This window comes from Neorhizobium petrolearium (assembly GCF_029854435.1).
Taxonomy (GTDB): Bacteria; Pseudomonadota; Alphaproteobacteria; order Rhizobiales; family Rhizobiaceae; genus Neorhizobium; species Neorhizobium petrolearium.
In genome coordinates this window covers 4,219,141-4,234,767 of the sequence record NZ_CP123000.1, presented here as the reverse complement: position 1 = coordinate 4,234,767, position 15,627 = coordinate 4,219,141, and the positions used below count along the sequence as shown (strand labels likewise).

General features: G+C 58.7%; 18 protein-coding genes and 1 tRNA gene. 9 read left to right on the top strand and 10 right to left on the bottom strand.

Annotated features, from left to right (window positions below; all coding sequences use genetic code 11):
• Positions 1-8: 8 nt before the first annotated feature.
• The 7 genes from QEO92_RS20605 to QEO92_RS20575 all read right to left on the bottom strand — a co-directional run bounded on the left by QEO92_RS20605 (position 9) and on the right by QEO92_RS20575 (position 5,318).
• On the bottom strand, positions 9-890 hold the full coding sequence (locus QEO92_RS20605) for a 3-hydroxybutyryl-CoA dehydrogenase (protein WP_227704255.1): 882 nt from the start codon (positions 888-890) through the stop codon (positions 9-11).
• A gap of 169 nt (positions 891-1,059) precedes the next feature.
• Positions 1,060-1,989 (bottom strand): electron transfer flavoprotein subunit alpha/FixB family protein, encoded by a 930-nt coding sequence (locus QEO92_RS20600; protein ID WP_227704254.1) that lies wholly within the window; start codon positions 1,987-1,989, stop codon positions 1,060-1,062.
• A 23-nt stretch (positions 1,990-2,012) separates the two neighbouring features.
• Positions 2,013-2,759, bottom strand: coding sequence for an electron transfer flavoprotein subunit beta/FixA family protein (locus QEO92_RS20595; RefSeq protein WP_227705224.1), 747 nt, complete (start codon positions 2,757-2,759; stop codon positions 2,013-2,015).
• Between the two features lie 140 nt (positions 2,760-2,899).
• Positions 2,900-3,646 carry a rhomboid family intramembrane serine protease gene (locus QEO92_RS20590; protein WP_037157115.1) on the bottom strand — a complete coding sequence of 249 codons (747 nt, stop codon included), beginning with the start codon at positions 3,644-3,646 and terminating at the stop codon, positions 2,900-2,902.
• Positions 3,647-3,674: 28 nt separating this feature from the next.
• On the bottom strand, positions 3,675-4,247 hold the full coding sequence (locus QEO92_RS20585) for a cob(I)yrinic acid a,c-diamide adenosyltransferase (RefSeq protein ID WP_210053889.1): 573 nt from the start codon (positions 4,245-4,247) through the stop codon (positions 3,675-3,677).
• Between the two features lie 16 nt (positions 4,248-4,263).
• Positions 4,264-4,467 (bottom strand): twin transmembrane helix small protein, encoded by a 204-nt coding sequence (locus QEO92_RS20580; protein ID WP_037157119.1) that lies wholly within the window; start codon positions 4,465-4,467, stop codon positions 4,264-4,266.
• 17 nt (positions 4,468-4,484) lie between these two features.
• On the bottom strand, positions 4,485-5,318 hold the full coding sequence (locus QEO92_RS20575) for an SDR family oxidoreductase (protein ID WP_037157121.1): 834 nt from the start codon (positions 5,316-5,318) through the stop codon (positions 4,485-4,487).
• Between the two features lie 70 nt (positions 5,319-5,388).
• Between QEO92_RS20575 and QEO92_RS20570 the strand changes: the two genes are divergently transcribed.
• Positions 5,389-6,363 (top strand): YihY/virulence factor BrkB family protein, encoded by a 975-nt coding sequence (locus tag QEO92_RS20570; RefSeq protein WP_052183099.1) that lies wholly within the window; start codon positions 5,389-5,391, stop codon positions 6,361-6,363.
• On the opposite strand, the gene gluQRS is transcribed toward QEO92_RS20570, so the two are convergent.
• Positions 6,292-7,188, bottom strand: a complete 897-nt coding sequence (gene gluQRS, locus QEO92_RS20565) for a tRNA glutamyl-Q(34) synthetase GluQRS (RefSeq protein ID WP_227704253.1) — start codon at positions 7,186-7,188, stop codon at positions 6,292-6,294. The genes QEO92_RS20570 and gluQRS overlap by 72 nt on opposite strands.
• Before the next feature lie 40 nt (positions 7,189-7,228).
• Between gluQRS and QEO92_RS20560 the strand changes: the two genes are divergently transcribed.
• Positions 7,229-7,870 carry a DNA-3-methyladenine glycosylase family protein gene (locus QEO92_RS20560; protein WP_407721639.1) on the top strand — a complete coding sequence of 214 codons (642 nt, stop codon included), beginning with the start codon at positions 7,229-7,231 and terminating at the stop codon, positions 7,868-7,870.
• 102 nt (positions 7,871-7,972) lie between these two features.
• Complete coding sequence (locus QEO92_RS20555; protein ID WP_037157127.1) at positions 7,973-8,530, top strand: HNH endonuclease; 558 nt, start codon at positions 7,973-7,975, stop codon at positions 8,528-8,530.
• Between the two features lie 22 nt (positions 8,531-8,552).
• Here QEO92_RS20555 and QEO92_RS20550 read toward each other — a convergent pair whose 3' ends face one another.
• On the bottom strand, positions 8,553-9,068 hold the full coding sequence (locus tag QEO92_RS20550; RefSeq protein ID WP_227704251.1) for a disulfide bond formation protein B: 516 nt from the start codon (positions 9,066-9,068) through the stop codon (positions 8,553-8,555).
• 225 nt (positions 9,069-9,293) lie between these two features.
• Here QEO92_RS20550 and QEO92_RS20545 point away from each other — a divergent pair, with 225 nt between their 5' ends.
• From QEO92_RS20545 to QEO92_RS20525, 5 genes are all read left to right on the top strand, one after another.
• The gene (locus QEO92_RS20545) at positions 9,294-10,028 is read left to right on the top strand and encodes a hypothetical protein (RefSeq protein WP_227704250.1); all 735 of its coding nucleotides are present in this window, start codon (positions 9,294-9,296) and stop codon (positions 10,026-10,028) included.
• Positions 10,029-10,195: 167 nt separating this feature from the next.
• Positions 10,196-10,960: a glycosyltransferase family 25 protein gene (locus QEO92_RS20540; protein ID WP_227704249.1), complete on the top strand. Its 765-nt coding sequence runs from the start codon at positions 10,196-10,198 to the stop codon at positions 10,958-10,960.
• A 62-nt stretch (positions 10,961-11,022) separates the two neighbouring features.
• A complete protein-coding gene (locus tag QEO92_RS20535; protein ID WP_227704248.1) occupies positions 11,023-11,889 on the top strand; it encodes an alpha-1,2-fucosyltransferase in 867 nt (288 codons plus the stop codon).
• Between the two features lie 49 nt (positions 11,890-11,938).
• Positions 11,939-12,958 (top strand): glycosyltransferase family 10 domain-containing protein, encoded by a 1,020-nt coding sequence (locus tag QEO92_RS20530; RefSeq protein ID WP_227704247.1) that lies wholly within the window; start codon positions 11,939-11,941, stop codon positions 12,956-12,958.
• 91 nt (positions 12,959-13,049) lie between these two features.
• On the top strand, positions 13,050-13,595 hold the full coding sequence (locus tag QEO92_RS20525; RefSeq protein WP_227704246.1) for a CatB-related O-acetyltransferase: 546 nt from the start codon (positions 13,050-13,052) through the stop codon (positions 13,593-13,595).
• Between the two features lie 86 nt (positions 13,596-13,681).
• Here the strand turns inward: QEO92_RS20525 and QEO92_RS20520 are convergent.
• Positions 13,682-13,766 (bottom strand) — tRNA-Leu (locus QEO92_RS20520).
• A 226-nt stretch (positions 13,767-13,992) separates the two neighbouring features.
• Between QEO92_RS20520 and QEO92_RS20515 the strand changes: the two genes are divergently transcribed.
• Entirely contained in the window at positions 13,993-15,627 is a 1,635-nt protein-coding gene (locus tag QEO92_RS20515) for an AMP-binding protein (protein ID WP_227704245.1), read from the top strand.

Below are 15,627 nucleotides of genomic sequence, written 5' to 3'. Positions count from 1 at the left end.
TGCCCATTTCAGCGCGTCGGCACCGGCGTCTCGCCGCGATAGTCGTAGAAGCCGCGGCCGGATTTGCGACCGAGCCAGCCGGCCTCGACATATTTTACGAGGAGCGGGCAGGGGCGGTATTTCGAATCCGCCAGACCGTCGTGCAGCACCTGCATGATCGACAGGCAGGTGTCGAGACCGATGAAGTCGGCGAGTTGGAGCGGACCCATCGGATGGTTGGCGCCGAGCTTCATCGCCGTATCGATGGCTTCCACCGAGCCAACGCCCTCGTAAAGCGTATAGATCGCCTCGTTGATCATCGGCAGCAGGATACGGTTGACGATGAAGGCGGGGAAATCTTCCGCGACCGTCGCGGTCTTGTCCAGCGAGGCCACGTAGTCCTTGGCGGCCCTGAAGGTCGGCTCGTCGGTAGCGATGCCGCGCACCAGTTCCACAAGCTTCATCACCGGCACCGGGTTCATAAAATGGATGCCCATGAACCGTTCCGGGCGGTCGGTGGCGGAGGCGAGCCGCGTGATGGAGAGCGACGAGGTGTTGGTGGCAAGCAGGGCATCCGGTTTCAGGACCGGACAGACCTGAGCGTAGATCTTGCGCTTGACGCTTTCATCTTCGGTCGCGGCCTCGATTACCATGTCCATGGGGGCTAAGTCGTTCAGGTCGGCGGAGCCGGAAATGAGGGAAAGCGCAGCCTTCCGCTCCTCGTCACTCAGTTTTCCGCTGCTTACCTGCCGGGCGAGATTGCCGTTGATGGTGGCAAGTGCTGCTTCGATCCGGTCCTTGGAAAGATCGTACATCTGCACCTTGTAGCCGGCCTGCGCCGAAACATGTGCAATGCCGCAGCCCATCTGGCCCGCTCCGATGACGCCGATATTCTTCATGGCCGAACTCATTGTTCCGTTCCTGGGTTTCTGCTCCCGAGGCGCTGACGCTAACGTTCGCGTGCGCCGATCTTATGAAAATGCCGGACTACATGGATGCAGTCCGGCAGATTGTTATTCCGCTATTTGCGGTTTTGCCAGCATTTTTCGCGCTTGCGAAATGAACAGGCCTTCAAATCGCTCACAGCGCCTTTTCAAGCTGCGGCAGGATCTCGAAAAGGTCACCGACGATACCGTAGTCGGCGACCTGGAAGATCGGTGCTTCCTCGTCCTTGTTGATGGCGACGATGACCTTGGAATCCTTCATGCCGGCGAGATGCTGGATGGCGCCCGAGATGCCGGCTGCGATGTAGAGGTCGGGAGCGACCACCTTGCCGGTCTGACCGACCTGCCAGTCGTTCGGGGCATAACCGGCATCGACGGCGGCACGGGAGGCGCCGACGGCGGCACCCAGCTTGTCGGCCACGGGAAGGATGACTTCCTTGAACTTTTCCGCCGAACCGAGAGCCCGACCGCCTGAGATGATGATTTTCGCCGAGGTGAGTTCCGGACGCTCCGACGACGAGAGCGCATCCGATACGAAGCTTGAAACGCCCGGGTTCGCCGCTGCCGATACGGTTTCGACCGGAGCGGAGCCGCCCTCGCCAGTCGCCTGGAAAGAGGCGGTGCGCACCGTGATGACCTTCTTGACGTCGGTCGTCTGCACCGTCTGGATCGCGTTGCCGGCGTAGATCGGCCGTTTGAACGTATCGGCGGAGATCACTTCGATGATTTCCGAGACTTGGCAGACGTCGAGCAGCGCTGCGACGCGCGGCATGATGTTCTTGGCCGAGGCGGTTGCCGGAGCGATGATCGTGTCATAGGCACCAGCCAGCGAGACGACCAGTGCCGCCAGCGGTTCGGCGAGCTTGTTGGCGTAATCGGCGCTGTCGGCGAGCAGGACCTTGGAAACGCCGGCAAGTTTGGCCGCCGCATCGGCTGCCGCACTGGCACCGGAGCCGGCGACCAGCACATGCACGTCGCCGCCGATCCTGGAGGCCGCGCTCAGCGCCTTGGCGGTCTGGTCGGACAGGCTCGAATTGTCGTGTTCTGCCAGAAGAAGAATGGCCATGATGTTTACTCCCTATCCGCCCCTTAGAGCACGCCGGCGGTCTTGAGGCTGGCGACCAGTTCCTCGACCGACTTTACCTTGACGCCCGCCTTGCGGCCGCCCGGCTCTTCCGTCTTCAGGACCTTCAGCCGCGGCGCGGTATCGACGCCGAAATCGCCCGGAGTCTTCTTGTCGAGCGGCTTCTTCTTTGCCTTCATGATGTTCGGCAGCGAGGCATAACGCGGTTCGTTGAGGCGAAGGTCGGTGGTGATGACCGCCGGCAGCTTGACCTCGATCGTCTGGAGTCCGCCGTCGACTTCGCGGGTCACCTTTGCGGAGCCTTCGGAAAGCTCGATCTTCGAGGCAAACGTCGCTTGCGCCGAACCGAGGAGGGCCGCCAGCATCTGGCCGGTCTGGTTGGAATCGTCGTCGATCGCCTGCTTGCCGACGATGATCAGGCCCGGCTGTTCGGCGTCCACGACACCCTTCAGGATCTTGGCGACGGCGAGCGGTTCGACCACGTCGTCGGTTTCGACCAGGATCGCCCGGTCGGCGCCCATGGCGAGCGCGGTGCGCAAAGTCTCTTCCGCCTTGGCCGGGCCGATCGACACGACTACCACTTCTTCCGCCTTGCCCGCTTCCTTCAGTCGCAGAGCCTCTTCGACGGAAATCTCGTCGAACGGGTTCATCGACATCTTCACGTTCTGAAGCTCGACACCCGTGCCGTCCGCCTTCACGCGGATCTTCACGTTGTAATCGACAACTCGCTTCACAGGCACCAGGATCTTCATAGGGTCCTTCCTCGACTTCTCACCGGCGGCAAATTGCGACATTCACCGCTTCCTCATTTGTCAGTGGGCGACATGGATACGCATTTTTCGCGCGACTGCAACGCGGATTTGCAGTCAAAGCTTGCCGTTTTCTCATACATCTATTCGCGAACGGCCATTACCTGCGGCACGCCCGACTTCCGTTCGACCGCTTTCGGCGTCACGATGGCGCGGTCGAAAAGCGGCACGCCTTTGCGGCGCATGAAGAGGACGAGGACTGCGCCGGCGATGATGCCGCCGACATGTGCGCCCCAGGAAACGGCGCCATCAAGGTCCAGGGCCAGCATGGCGAATTGCTGCACGATCCAGAGCGCCAGCGGAATGAAGGCGGGCAGCGGCAGCGGGATACGGAAAAGAACCAGCACCCAGACCCTGACGCGTGGATGAAGCAGGAAATAGGCCGCGACGACACCGGAGATCGCGCCAGAAGCACCGATCAACGGGCCCTCTGATGAGGGCACAACGAGGCCGTGAAGGGCGGCACCGGCTGCAGCGCAAACCAGGTAGAAGATCAGGAACCTGACATGCCCCAGCGCGTCCTCGACATTGTCGCCGAAGACCCAGAGGAACAGCATGTTGGAGGCAAGGTGCCAGAAATCCAGATGCAGGAAGGCGTAGGTGATGAAGGTCGCATCGTCCGGCACAATGATGAGCGACGGGTCGAGCACTGCGTAATCGAATATCACCGCCGGAATGAAGCCGAGGCCCAGCGAGGCGTGTTCGACGATTGCCGGGCTGGCGACGGTCGTGAACAGCCAGACCAGCACGTTGATGGCGATGATGCTGATCGTCACATACTGGACGCGGATATATTTCAGTTCGACGGCGTCGTGCAGCGGGATGAACATTTGCCTTTAATCCCTCCCGCTTTCTCTTTCAGCGGTTTTTTCCCGGAACCCAAAGGATATCCGCCTTGCCATGATCGTTGGCGAAGCGCGCCGCCACGAACAGGAAGTCGGAAAGCCGGTTGATGTATTTCAGTGCCGCCGCACCGATGGTTTCACCGCGTGAAAGCTCCACCATCAGCCTTTCGGCCCGACGCGCGACCGTGCGGGCGAGATGCAGATGGGCAGCAGCAGGGGATCCGCCCGGCAACACGAAGGACGTGAGCGGATCGAGGTGGGCATTCAGGGCATCGATCTCGGTCTCCAGGCGGGTTGCCTGGGCTTCGATGATGCGCAGCGGCTCGTAGTCCAGTGCTTCGCCCGTATCGGGTGCTGCAAGATCGGCGCCGAGATCGAAGAGGTCGTTCTGGATGCGGAAGAGCATAGCATCGAGCTCGGCCATGCCCGCGGTATGGAGCCGGGCCAGACCGACAGCCGAATTCGTTTCGTCGACAGTGCCGTAAGCCTCGACCCGGAGATCGTATTTCTCCCGCCGGGGGCCGGAAACCAGCGACGTCGTGCCCTTGTCGCCCGTGCGCGTATAAATCTTGTTGAGCTTTACCATCCCGCCATCATCAGAATCAGCTCGGGCGACCGCCGCCCGTGATCCACAGTGTGAGCATGATGAGGACGATTGCGATTGCCTGCAAGAGGATACGCAATTGCATCAGCTTGTTGGATTTGTTCGCATCCGTACCCTTCATCATGTTGAACAGCCCGCGGATCAGGACGATCACGACAAGCCCCATGACGATCACGGTAAGGACGGTGGTGAAAGTGGACATTCTAGGATTGCTTTCGTTCAGTCGAGCCGGCGCATGAGTTTGTAGAAGAGGTCGGCCGGAAGTATTCTTTTCAGGAAGGCGCCCTGCCTGGCGGGCTTCGTTACCAGATAATGTGGCCTCGGGCGAGGCGCGGTCAAGGCGTGCGTCAAGACATCATAAACCGCTTCGGGTCCGAGTTTGTGGCGGCTGATCGGACCTCTCCCATCGAGGCGCTTGAGCTGCCGCTTGTATTGCTGGGCATGCACCGAGCCTTCGAGATCGATATTCTCTTTGATCTTGGCGAGCGCGTTGGCCGTAAAACGGGAGGCGATCGGCCCCGGTTCGATGAGGCTCACATGGATGCCACTTCCTTCCAGCTCCATGCGCATCGTGATGGTGAGCCCTTCGAGCGCATGTTTCGAAGCCGTATAGGCGCCGCGATAGCGATAGGGCAGCAGGCCGAGGATCGACGAGCAATTGACGATGCGGCCGTGGCCCTTTGCGCGCATGATCGGGATCACCCGCCGCGTCAGCTCGTGCCAGCCGAAGACATTCGTTTCGAACTGTTCGCGCAGCACGTCGGTCGACAAATCCTCCACGGCGCCCGCCTGGCCATAGGCACCATTGTTGAAGAGGGCGTCGATCCGGCCGCCTGTGCGCTCCTTCACGGTTTCCACAAGTGCGGCAATCGTTTCGGGCTTCGTATAGTCCATCAGCAGAGCCTCGATGCCGTCGGCTTCGAGCGGAGCGAGATCGCTCTCTTTGCGCACGGTCGCGAAAACCCGCCAGCCATCCGCCTTCAGGGCACGGGCGCAATGGGCACCGATGCCGGAGGAACAGCCGGTGACGATGATCGTTCTCCTGTCATCCATTTGATCTCATCCCTTGCACAATGGAAAGGGTTCCTCACATATTTTGCGCCAAGTCACAACGGAGTTGCCCTTGTCCGAAGAGAACCGGCCCTACAGGTGGTACAAACTCGCCTTCAAGGTGCTTTGGGATGCCTATTGCCACTTTTCCGACGACGATGGTTGGGCGATGGCGAGTCATGTGGCACTCTCGGGCCTGCTGGCTCTCTTTCCGTTCCTGATCTTCGGCACGGCGCTGGCCGGTTTCCTCGGGGCCGGCGGTTTTTCCGAAACGGCGATACATCTGCTTTTCGATACCTGGCCGGCGGATATCGCGGCACCTATCGCATCCGAAATCCAGCGCGTCCTGACCATGCCTCGCGGCGGCCTTCTGACCGTATCCGTGCTGGCGGCAGCCTATTTCGCTTCGAATGGGGTCGAGGCGCTGCGGATTTCACTCAATCGAGCCTACCGCGTCACCGAAACCCGACCCTGGTATGTGACGCGCCTCGCCAGCCTCGGCTATGTGGTGATCGCGGTCGTGATCTTTGCCGTGATCAGTATCCTTCTGCTTGCCGTGCCTGTTGCAATGCGGTTCGCTGAAACGCGCTTTCCCTGGCTGATCAGCGATCTGGCAAGAGCCGCCAACTGGGGCCTTTACGGCACGGGGCTGCTTTTGATGATCGGTCTCCTGCTGTCGCATAAATGGCTTCCGGCGGGGCATCGGCGGATCATCGACATCCTGCCGGGCGTGCTGATGACGATCGCCTTGTGGATCGGCTTCGGCCTCGGCTTTGCTGCCTATCTCTCGACCTTCGCCAATTACGCCGCGACCTATGCGGGTCTGGCGTCGATCATGATCGTGCTGATTTTTCTCTACATGGTCGGCGTGATTTTCATGCTGGGGGCCGAACTCAACGCCGCCCTGATGAAGTACCGGGTTTATTCGGTATTCTCCCGGTTGAGGAATGAGCGTCGCCGGCGCGAGGAAGCGCTCTCAAAGACCGACGAGGCGGCGGATGTCGTGGGGAGCGAACCCCTGGTCGCGGAGCGCCGCGAGCCCCGTTGAGCCCTCGCTTTTCGAGAGTTTCTTGCCGTCCGGCCCAAGGATCAGCCTGTGGTGATGATAGACGGGTTGCGGAAGCTCAAGCAGTTCCTGCAATAACCGATGCACGGCGGTCGCTTCAAAAAGGTCCAGCCCGCGCACCACATGGGTAATGCCCTGGGCCGCATCGTCCACCGTTACCGAAAGATGATAGCTCGACGGCGCATCGGAGCGGGAAAGCACCACGTCGCCCCAGGCCGTGGGGTGCGCAGTGATTTCGCCGCGTGCGCCGTCACCCGTCTCCGTCCATTTCAACGCATCGCCCGTCAACCGGAGCGCCTTGTGCATATCGAGCCGGAAAGCGTGCCGCACGCCCTTTGCAATCAGTAACTGCCGTTCCGTCTCGCTGCGATGCCTGTCATCCTCGGGATAGAGCGGCGACCCGTCGGGATCGCGAGGCCAGCTCTTCCCGCTCTCCTCATGCTCCGCGACCCTGGCCTTCACCTCTCCGCGGGTCAGGAAGGCGGGATAGACAAGGCCCATTTCCATCAGCCGGTCCAGCGCGGCGCGATAGTCGTCGAAATGCTCCGATTGCCTCCATACCGGTTTTTCCCAGTCCAGCCCGAGCCAGGAAAGATCGCGATAGGCGGCCTCCTCGAATTCCGGCGTACAGCGGGCGAGGTCGATGTCCTCGATGCGCAGCAGGAAGCGCCCGTTCGTCTTCTTCGCCATGTCGTGGTTGAGGATCGCCGACAGCGCGTGGCCGAGATGAAGCAGCCCGTTCGGGCTTGGCGCAAAACGATAGGCCGGTTTATCAAAGGACATGGCGGGCATGGCTTCTTCTGCCATGCTTTTCGACAAACGGCCATGGGAGAGGTTGAACGGACTGATGAATGCCATTCGCGATCATTCGGACATCGAGGCAGGCCTCGATGCGCTTGTCCGTCTCGACCCGCGGCTTGGGGCGGTCGTCGAGGCCTCGGGTCCGGTGCCGCTGCGTCTCAGCAGGCCCGGTTTCGAAGGCCTTGCCTCGATCATCGTATCCCAAATGGTATCGAGAGCGAGCGCGGAAGCGATCTGGAGACGAATCACTGCGGCGGGGCCCGTAACGGCGGCCGATTATGCAGCGCTTTCCCCGGATGTTGTTGCGACATTCGGCCTCTCACGGGCAAAGGCGGCGGCGCTTCTCAATCTTTCCACAGCTATTTCGGAAGGGCGTTTCGATCTCGATTCCATCGGCAAGTTCGAAACAGCGGAAGCGATCCGGCGGATAACCGCGCTTCCCGGCATCGGCCCGTGGACGGCGGAAGTCTATCTGATGTTCTGCAGCGGTCATCGGGATATCTTTCCTGCCGGTGACGTGGCGTTGCAGGCGGCGGTCGCGCATGCCTTTGGCCTGGAGGCTCGTCCCTTGGCCAAGAGCCTGGCGTCCATGGCGGAAATCTGGAGCCCGTGGCGATCGGTCGCGGCGCGGCTTTTCTGGGCTTACTACGCGGCGAAAATGCGTCGCACCGTCACGCCTCTGGTGTGAAGGCGGGGTCGAGTTATCTCACTGCATTTATTGGGCTTCACAATCCTGTAACAACAGACCTAATATAGAAAGTACAGATGCCGAATCGGGTAGGAGCGTCACTTGACGATTGCAGTCTCCCCGCAGGCCCTGCCGGCGCTCGTGCTGAACGCTGACTACCGGCCGCTGAGTTATTATCCCTTGTCGCTGTGGTCCTGGCAGGACGCGATCAAGGCGGTTTTCCTCGACCGGGTGAACATCATCGCGGAATACGAACAGTCGGTCTGCTCGCCGAGTTTCTCGATGAGACTGCCGAGCGTCGTCAGCCTCAAGACTTACGTCCAGCCGACCCGCAACCCGGCCTTTACCCGGTTCAACGTCTTCCTGCGCGACAAGTTCGAGTGCCAGTATTGCGGCGAGCATGATGACCTGACTTTCGATCACGTCATCCCGCGCGCCCATGGCGGCGAAACGACCTGGGAGAATGTCGTGGCGGCCTGTTCGCCCTGCAACCTCAGGAAGGGCAGCAAGCTGCCGAAGCAGGCCGGCATGTTCCCGCACCAGAAGCCCTATCAGCCGACGGTGCAGGACCTGCACAACAACGGCAGGCTCTTCCCGCCGAACTATCTGCATGAAAGCTGGATGGACTATCTCTACTGGGATACGGAACTGCAGCCGTAACCCAGGCATCGTCGAAGGCTGTTCAGGCGGCCTTTTTCGCACCGATAAAGGCTATGGCTGCCAGCATCACGCTGGCGATGACGTTCCACCCCGCAAAGGACAAGCCCAGAACGCGGAGCGCCGCTTCCGTGCAGGAGGGGCCATGCACCGCGTTGAGATCCGACAGGAGGTTGCCGGCATTGGTGGTCACGCCGGCGCCGCCTCCGCAGCTTGCTGGGCCCTCCCAGAAGCCCCATTCGACGCCCGAGTGATAGACGCCCATGCCGGCGCCGACGAGCATCATCACGCCGATGGCGACGAGCAGCGCACGGGTGACCCAGGCGGGCAGGCCGATTGCGGCGGCGACAATGGCGAGAATGCCGACCGGAATACCGTAATAGTAGGGGTCGCGCTGCAGCAGGCAGAGGGCACAGGGAATATAGCCGCCGATATACTGGAAGGCGAGCGCGCCACCCACGGTCGCGGCCATGCCGAGCGTGACGAGAACGGCGTAGCCGATACCGGCGCGGGAGCCAGGGGTGGAAGCTGTCAGCGCCATTGCGCTCTTCTCCTGTTTCATTCCTGGCTCACTTAGAGCAGATCAAGCAGGGCTGTAAATGATTGTGGGCGAGACACATCGTCTCCATTCCGGCACTTTTTCGTGAGTTTGCGGAGGATTTGTGGTGTTATTTCTCCAAAAGAAGGCTATCCGGAAATAGCGCGACGATCGGCGATCGGTTCCCGGCTGCAAGCCGCAGCCATGCACTCGGTAAAGATAAAATTCATGTTCAAGACGGATGTCTGCATAGTTTCAGCCCGACGGCCGGATCTGCTCTCCGATACCCTTTCGAGCCTGTCACAACGGATTTTCAGCAACCTCGATCTTGTCAACGTCTACATGAACCTTGACCCGATCTTCGGCGATGCCAAGGATCACGAGGCCTGTGTTTCGCTGTTCCGGGGCCATTTTCCGACGGGCGTGCTTTTTGAGCCGGAGGCTCCCGGATTCGCCAATGCAGTCCGGAGACTGTGGCTGGCGACAACTGCCGATTTCGTCATGCATTTCGAGGACGATTGGGTTGCCTTGACTGACATCGGTGAGGAAGCCTTCGAACCCTTTTCCGACCCTACTGTCGCGCAGGTCTCCTTCCATACGGAGGAGAAGAATTGGGACGTCAAGAAAAACGGACATCTTCATCGGAAGAACGAATACTTCAGGCTTGCCGGCGTGAAGCTTCCGAAATTTACGCACAGGCCGATCTTTACGACCTCGCCGTCGATCCTGAGAGGTCCCTTTGCCCGCGCATGTGCGGGGCTTATGGACGTGACAAAAGATCCGGAAAAGCAATTCTATTCAGATGTCAACCTGCCCCTTCAGGCCTATGTCTGCAAATACGACAACTATATTTTTTCCCCTCAGAACAAACCGGTGATCAAGGACATCGGCCGGAATTGGAGAGAGGAAAAAGGGATCAAAAAGATCATCAGGGACTCCAGCTCTTTCTGGGAAGCCAGCTAATCGATACGTTCGGCCCTTTCTGTTTTCGAGTGCATGACCTGAAATACGGCAACCAAGTATTTGTTGATATTGTTGCATCATTGATCTTCGCCGTAGCGCAGATTGACAACAGAGGGAAAATAGTCAGAACCGCTTGCGTAAGGCGGGAATAGGTATCGGAGTGCTAGTTGAAGAGAGATGCAGTCCCTTTGGAAGTGGTGGTTGTGAACCTGGAGCGGTCATGGGAGCGGCGCCAGCAAATGACGGCCCTCTTAACGCCGCTCGGCCTTTCATTCAGCTTTTTTCAAGCGGTTGATGGTAAAGCTGCCCACCATCCTCTTTTTGACCGGGCCGATCAGAAGCTCGCTGAAATCCGCAGAGGGTTCACCCTGAACCCCGGTGAACTTGGATGTTTCGCCAGCCATTACCTTCTCTGGCAGCGCTGTGTTCAAGACAATCGACCGCTGCTTATTTTCGAGGATGATGTCGCGATCAACGACGGCTTCCTTGAAGCCTACAGGTTGGCTTCGGAACGGATCAGCCGTTGCGGCCTCATTCGCTTTTCCGGGCACAAAGAGAGAGCCTACACGCTCCAAGAAACGATTGACGATCAGTGGAGCATCGTGCGCTTCTTCAAGGGGCCGCATGGCACCTCTTGCTATGCGGTTTCACCGAAGGCCGCGGCGCGGTTGATCGCAACAGCTTCCGTCTGGTTCGAGCCGGTCGATTGCCATCTCGATCGGTTCTGGACACATGGCGTCAATTCTCTTGCAATCTTTCCGTATCCGGTAAGGCATGCTGCGGACACGGAGGAGCAGTCTGAGATCTGGCAGGGTACCAAACGGGCGCCGAAGTCGCGGCGCTTTCGTCGCTGGAGGGCCTTGTATCGCGCGCGGGACGACGTTGGGCGGTTTCTTGCCAATCTGCCCTATTCGTGGCGCAAATCCTTCTGACTGCGGGTTCAACGACATGCCGGCGCTGCAGGCGGGCAAACCAAACGACGAGATCTATGCCCATGGCCGTTATCGCACATATCGTCGGTGGACTTGGCAACCAGATGTTCCAGTATGCCATGGGCCGATCGCTATCCATCGCGACCAATCAGGAACTGAAACTCGATCTTACCTCGATGGAAAAATACACCCGTCGGCGGTTTGCGCTCGGCCAATTCGATATCAAGGCGACTGCAGCCGCTTCTCGGGATCTGCCTGCAACTCGCAAGCGGTCGAGCGTCGTCCGCCGGATGCAGCAAATATGGAGATCTCGAAGCCCGGGTCGGCATGTCGTGGAAAAAGGGCAGGCTTTTGATCCTGAGGTGCTGGGCCTGACGGGCCCGGTTTATCTGGAAGGGTATTGGCAAAGCGAAAAATACTTTTCCGCCATCTCGGACACGATCCGCCGCGACTTCAACCTTGCCTCTCCATTCACCCCTCCACGGGCGGCCGTTCTTAACAGGATCAAGAGTTCAAATGCGGTGTCCGTCCATGTCCGGCGGGGCGATTATGTCACCAACCCTCATGCAAATGCAGTGCATGGGACGTTGGAGCCTTCTTGGTATCAAGGTGCGATGTCTCGCATGGCGGAGCGGATGGGCGATGTGACCTTTTTTGTCTTCTCGGATGACCCTGCCTGGGCGCGGGCCAATTTGCCTGAAACCTGGCCGGTCATATTCATTGAGCCCCAGGATGATGATCTGGATGCGCAGGACATGCATTTGATGGCTGCCTGCCGCAACCACATCATTGCCAACAGCACCTTCAGCTGGTGGGGGGCATGGCTCAATCCCGAGCCTGCAAAGCACGTGATAGCACCTTTGAACTGGTTCAAATCCGCGGCTCATATCGAAAAGGACCTCGTGCCTGCGGACTGGGAGCGTTTATGATGCGCCGTATACTGGCTGGAACGGGCTGCGTTTTGCAGGCGGGTGCTCCATGATACGTGCCGGATTTATCTCAAGTTCTCCAAATTGGGACTGGCTACGTCAGTTTCCCGATTCAGTTCCCGAGTGGGATGGAGTCCGGTTCGACTTTTCCGGCAATACTGAAGCCTGCGATGTCATATTCGTCTATGATGGCTTGCCGACGAAGGTCATCACTGCGGCTGCCGGATATCGAGTGTTCGTTGCTTCCGAGCCGCGGGCCATCAAGGCTTATGATCCGCGTTTCCTCTCGCAGTTCGACATGGTGCTGACTACTGATCCGCAGACAGTCCATCCGAATTTCAGACTTTCTCAAATCGGATTGCCGTGGCTCGTCGGCGGCTGGAATTCCGATGGTTCCATTCGTCAAAGGGGGATGTGTTTTGACGAATTTGAGAACTGGCGCCCAGCCAAAACAAAACTTGCGTCCATCGTTTCCTCCAATAAAGCTTATGCAGAAGGGCATCGTAGCAGGCTAACATTCGTACAGCGTGTCAGAGAATATTTTGGCAACGAGATAGATTTTTATGGGCGTGGAGTTAACAGCTTTGCGGATAAATTAGAAGTCCTGGCGCCCTATCGATATCATATCGCCATTGAGAATTCGACATATAATCACTATTGGACAGAAAAATTGTCAGATCCATTCTTGGCGATGACTTATCCAATTTATTATGGTGCGCCAAATATTATTGATTACTTTCCAACCGGTGCTTTGACGTCGATTAATATCTTGGACATTGAGGGTGCGATCGGCAAAATAAAGAAGATCATCGAATCGGATCTGGCTGAGCGCGCAATTCCCATCCTGGAAGAAGCTCGTCGTCTGGTGCTGTACGAGAACAACCTCTTTGCGATCCTCGCGGAGGTCGCTAAGGACGTGGCAAAGATGGGTGCGCTCCAGAGAGGAAGTCATGGCGCTTTTCTCGAGGCTGAACAGGTCTATACGTCTTCCCGCGGAGCTAAACTTGCGAATTCGGCAAAAAAACAAGCGCGTAAGATTTTCAGTTTTCTGAATCGTGATCGCTTCTGACTTCTTGCCGGCAGCAGAAATCCGTTGCGATGTCGACTTTGAGAGCGACAAGATCGCTGCCGCCTCAGGCAGACATCTACAAAGGCTAAAGATGAAGATTCGACTTTTTAAGAGAAGAAACGACCGACGGTTCGATGTTACGACTGAGGTTCGCCCATCCAGTCGCGTCAGCCGAGACTCGAATGTCGGCAGGTATTGCTACATAGGGGAGCGATGCGACATCACGAAGAGCGAAATTGGAAACTATGTCTCGATAGCAAATAACGTAACTGTAGGTGCGGGAGAACACTATGTTTACGAGATTTCTACAAATAGTATTTTTTACCGCAATCCCTATGCCGAGCTGACCAGCGGAGAATGTTCCATAGGACACGACGCTTGGATTGGCGTCGACGCAATAGTCCGCAGGGGAGTTAAGATTGGTATAGGCGCGGTTGTCGGCGCAAATTCTTTTGTCAACTCAGATGTCCCTGATTTTGGGATCGTTGCCGGCTCCCCTGCAAAACTTATCCGCTATCGGTTCGAGGAAGCTCAAAGAGGGATGATACTTGATAGCCGCTGGTGGGAGGCGGACTTGAATGAAGCCAGGATCATCATTTCAGATTTGAAGGCCCGCATGTCTACCCAGCTTGGCTAGCCACGATAGACAATGACTGGGGCCTGTTGCCATAAATGGCCGATCCAACCCGGATTTTCTGAAGACAAAGCTCAAAAAACAGAAAATGGTGCCCCGTGCCGGAATCGAACCAGCACTCCTTTCGGAACCTGATTTTGAGTCAGGCGCGTCTACCAATTCCGCCAACGGGGCACTTTGGTAACGGCAAGCGCTCTAGCACGGGGCTGCAAGCCGATGCAAGAATGAAGTGCCGGTTACCATGTCGAAAGACTGTGACAAGTCCGATACTGCCTTGCAGCATGTTCCCGATAGCCCATTGCGTTAACAGGCTTCCGCACCCTTAGGTCCCCCCGGCGGTCCTCTTGTGCTTCAAGTTTCGAACATGTTAGCTGGTGCAGCAAAATGAGAAACATTGCCCATGAAACTGCCTGCCGGCGCCTCCTATGAGGACCTCATCCGCGATTTCGCCTGGGAGATTCCGTCCAGGTTCAATATGGGCGAAGTGGTCAGCGACGCCTGGGCCGCGGAGCATCCAGACAGCATCTGTCTTGAGCATTTCAGCCCGAACGGCCGACATCTGGCGCTGACCTATGGCGCGCTTTCGGGGCGGTCTGCGTCGCTCGCCAACGCCTTCCTGTCGCTCGGTTTGAAGCGTGGCGACCGGATCGCGCTTCTCCTGCCGCAGAGCTTCGAGACAGTCATTTCCCATGTGGCAATCTACAAGATGGGCGGTATCGCGCTGCCGCTCGCATTGCTTTTCGGTGCCGAGGCGCTGGAATACCGGTTGAAGGCATCGGGTGCTGCGGCCATCGTCACCAATGTCTTCGGTCTCGCGCGGCTTGCCGATATCCGGAACAAGCTGCCGGATCTCAGGCATGTGATCGTCACCGAGGATGTGCCGGCTGGGGAAGGCTTGGTCTCGTTCGACACGCTGATTTCCGCTCATCCGCCGCTTTTCGATGTAGTCGAGACCGGTCCCAACGATCCCGCGCTGATGATCTTCACGTCCGGCACGACCGGTCCGCCGAAAGCGGCGCTGCACGGTCACCGGGTGCTCGCCGGCCATATTCCCGGCTTCCAGCTCGGCCATGAATTCGCGCCGCAGGAAGGCGACAGGATCTGGACGCCGTCCGACTGGGCCTGGGCCGGCGGCCTGCTCAACGTGCTGATGCCGGCGCTGATGCTCGGAATACCGGTCGTCTCGTCGCCGGCGCAGAAATTCGACGCCGACATGGCCTTCCGCATCATGGCGGAGATGGGGGTGCGCAATGCCTTCATTCCGCCGACGGCGTTGCGGCTGATGAAATCGGTGGAGAAGCCGCTCGAAAAATACGATCTGAAACTTCGGACGATCGCCTCGGCCGGAGAGGCGCTCGGGCGCGAGACCTATGACTGGGCGAAATCGGCACTGGGATTGACGGTCAACGAATTGTTCGGCCAGACGGAATGCAATTTCGTTCTGGGATCGGCGGCCAATCTCGGCGTCTCGCGCGGTGGTGCGATCGGGCGCGCCGTGCCCGGCCACCATGTGGCTATCGTCGATGAGAAGGGTATCGAGGTGCCGGTCGGCAAAATGGGCCAGATCGCCATCCGCCGACCCGATCCGGTGATGTTCCTCGGCTACTGGAACGACGAAGCCGCAACGAAGGCCAAGTTCGTCGGAGACTGGCTGATGACCGGCGATCTCGGCCGGCAGGATGAATATGGCTACGTGGAATTCGTCGGCCGTGACGACGACGTCATTACTTCATCCGGTTACCGCATCGGTCCGAGCGAGATCGAGGACTGTCTGACGGGCCATCCGGCCGTGAGGCTGGCGGCCGCCGTCGGAAAGCCCGATCCGGTCCGCACCGAAATCATCAAGGCCTATATCGTTGTTTCCCCCGGCTACAGCCCAAGCGACGCGCTTGCCGCGGAAATCCGCGAATGGGTGAAGACGCGCCTCTCTATGCACGAATATCCGCGCGAGATCGCCTTCGTCGACGACATTCCGCTGACGACTACCGGCAAGGTCATCCGCCGACTGCTGCGCGAGAAGGCGGCCGCGGAATAG

Coding starts and splice junctions, on each gene's coding strand:
- QEO92_RS20605 (WP_227704255.1), bottom strand. CDS start 890: ATGAGTTCGGCCATGAAGAATATCGGCGTCATCGGAGCGGGCCAGATG.
- QEO92_RS20600 (WP_227704254.1), bottom strand. CDS start 1,989: ATGGCCATTCTTCTTCTGGCAGAACACGACAATTCGAGCCTGTCCGAC.
- QEO92_RS20595 (WP_227705224.1), bottom strand. CDS start 2,759: ATGAAGATCCTGGTGCCTGTGAAGCGAGTTGTCGATTACAACGTGAAG.
- QEO92_RS20590 (WP_037157115.1), bottom strand. CDS start 3,646: ATGTTCATCCCGCTGCACGACGCCGTCGAACTGAAATATATCCGCGTC.
- QEO92_RS20585 (WP_210053889.1), bottom strand. CDS start 4,247: ATGGTAAAGCTCAACAAGATTTATACGCGCACGGGCGACAAGGGCACG.
- QEO92_RS20580 (WP_037157119.1), bottom strand. CDS start 4,467: ATGTCCACTTTCACCACCGTCCTTACCGTGATCGTCATGGGGCTTGTC.
- QEO92_RS20575 (WP_037157121.1), bottom strand. CDS start 5,318: ATGGATGACAGGAGAACGATCATCGTCACCGGCTGTTCCTCCGGCATC.
- gluQRS (WP_227704253.1), bottom strand. CDS start 7,188: ATGGCAGAAGAAGCCATGCCCGCCATGTCCTTTGATAAACCGGCCTAT.
- QEO92_RS20560 (WP_407721639.1), top strand. CDS start 7,229: ATGAATGCCATTCGCGATCATTCGGACATCGAGGCAGGCCTCGATGCG.
- QEO92_RS20550 (WP_227704251.1), bottom strand. CDS start 9,068: ATGGCGCTGACAGCTTCCACCCCTGGCTCCCGCGCCGGTATCGGCTAC.
- QEO92_RS20545 (WP_227704250.1), top strand. CDS start 9,294: ATGTTCAAGACGGATGTCTGCATAGTTTCAGCCCGACGGCCGGATCTG.
- QEO92_RS20535 (WP_227704248.1), top strand. CDS start 11,023: ATGGCCGTTATCGCACATATCGTCGGTGGACTTGGCAACCAGATGTTC.
- QEO92_RS20530 (WP_227704247.1), top strand. CDS start 11,939: ATGATACGTGCCGGATTTATCTCAAGTTCTCCAAATTGGGACTGGCTA.
- QEO92_RS20525 (WP_227704246.1), top strand. CDS start 13,050: ATGAAGATTCGACTTTTTAAGAGAAGAAACGACCGACGGTTCGATGTT.
- QEO92_RS20515 (WP_227704245.1), top strand. CDS start 13,993: ATGAAACTGCCTGCCGGCGCCTCCTATGAGGACCTCATCCGCGATTTC.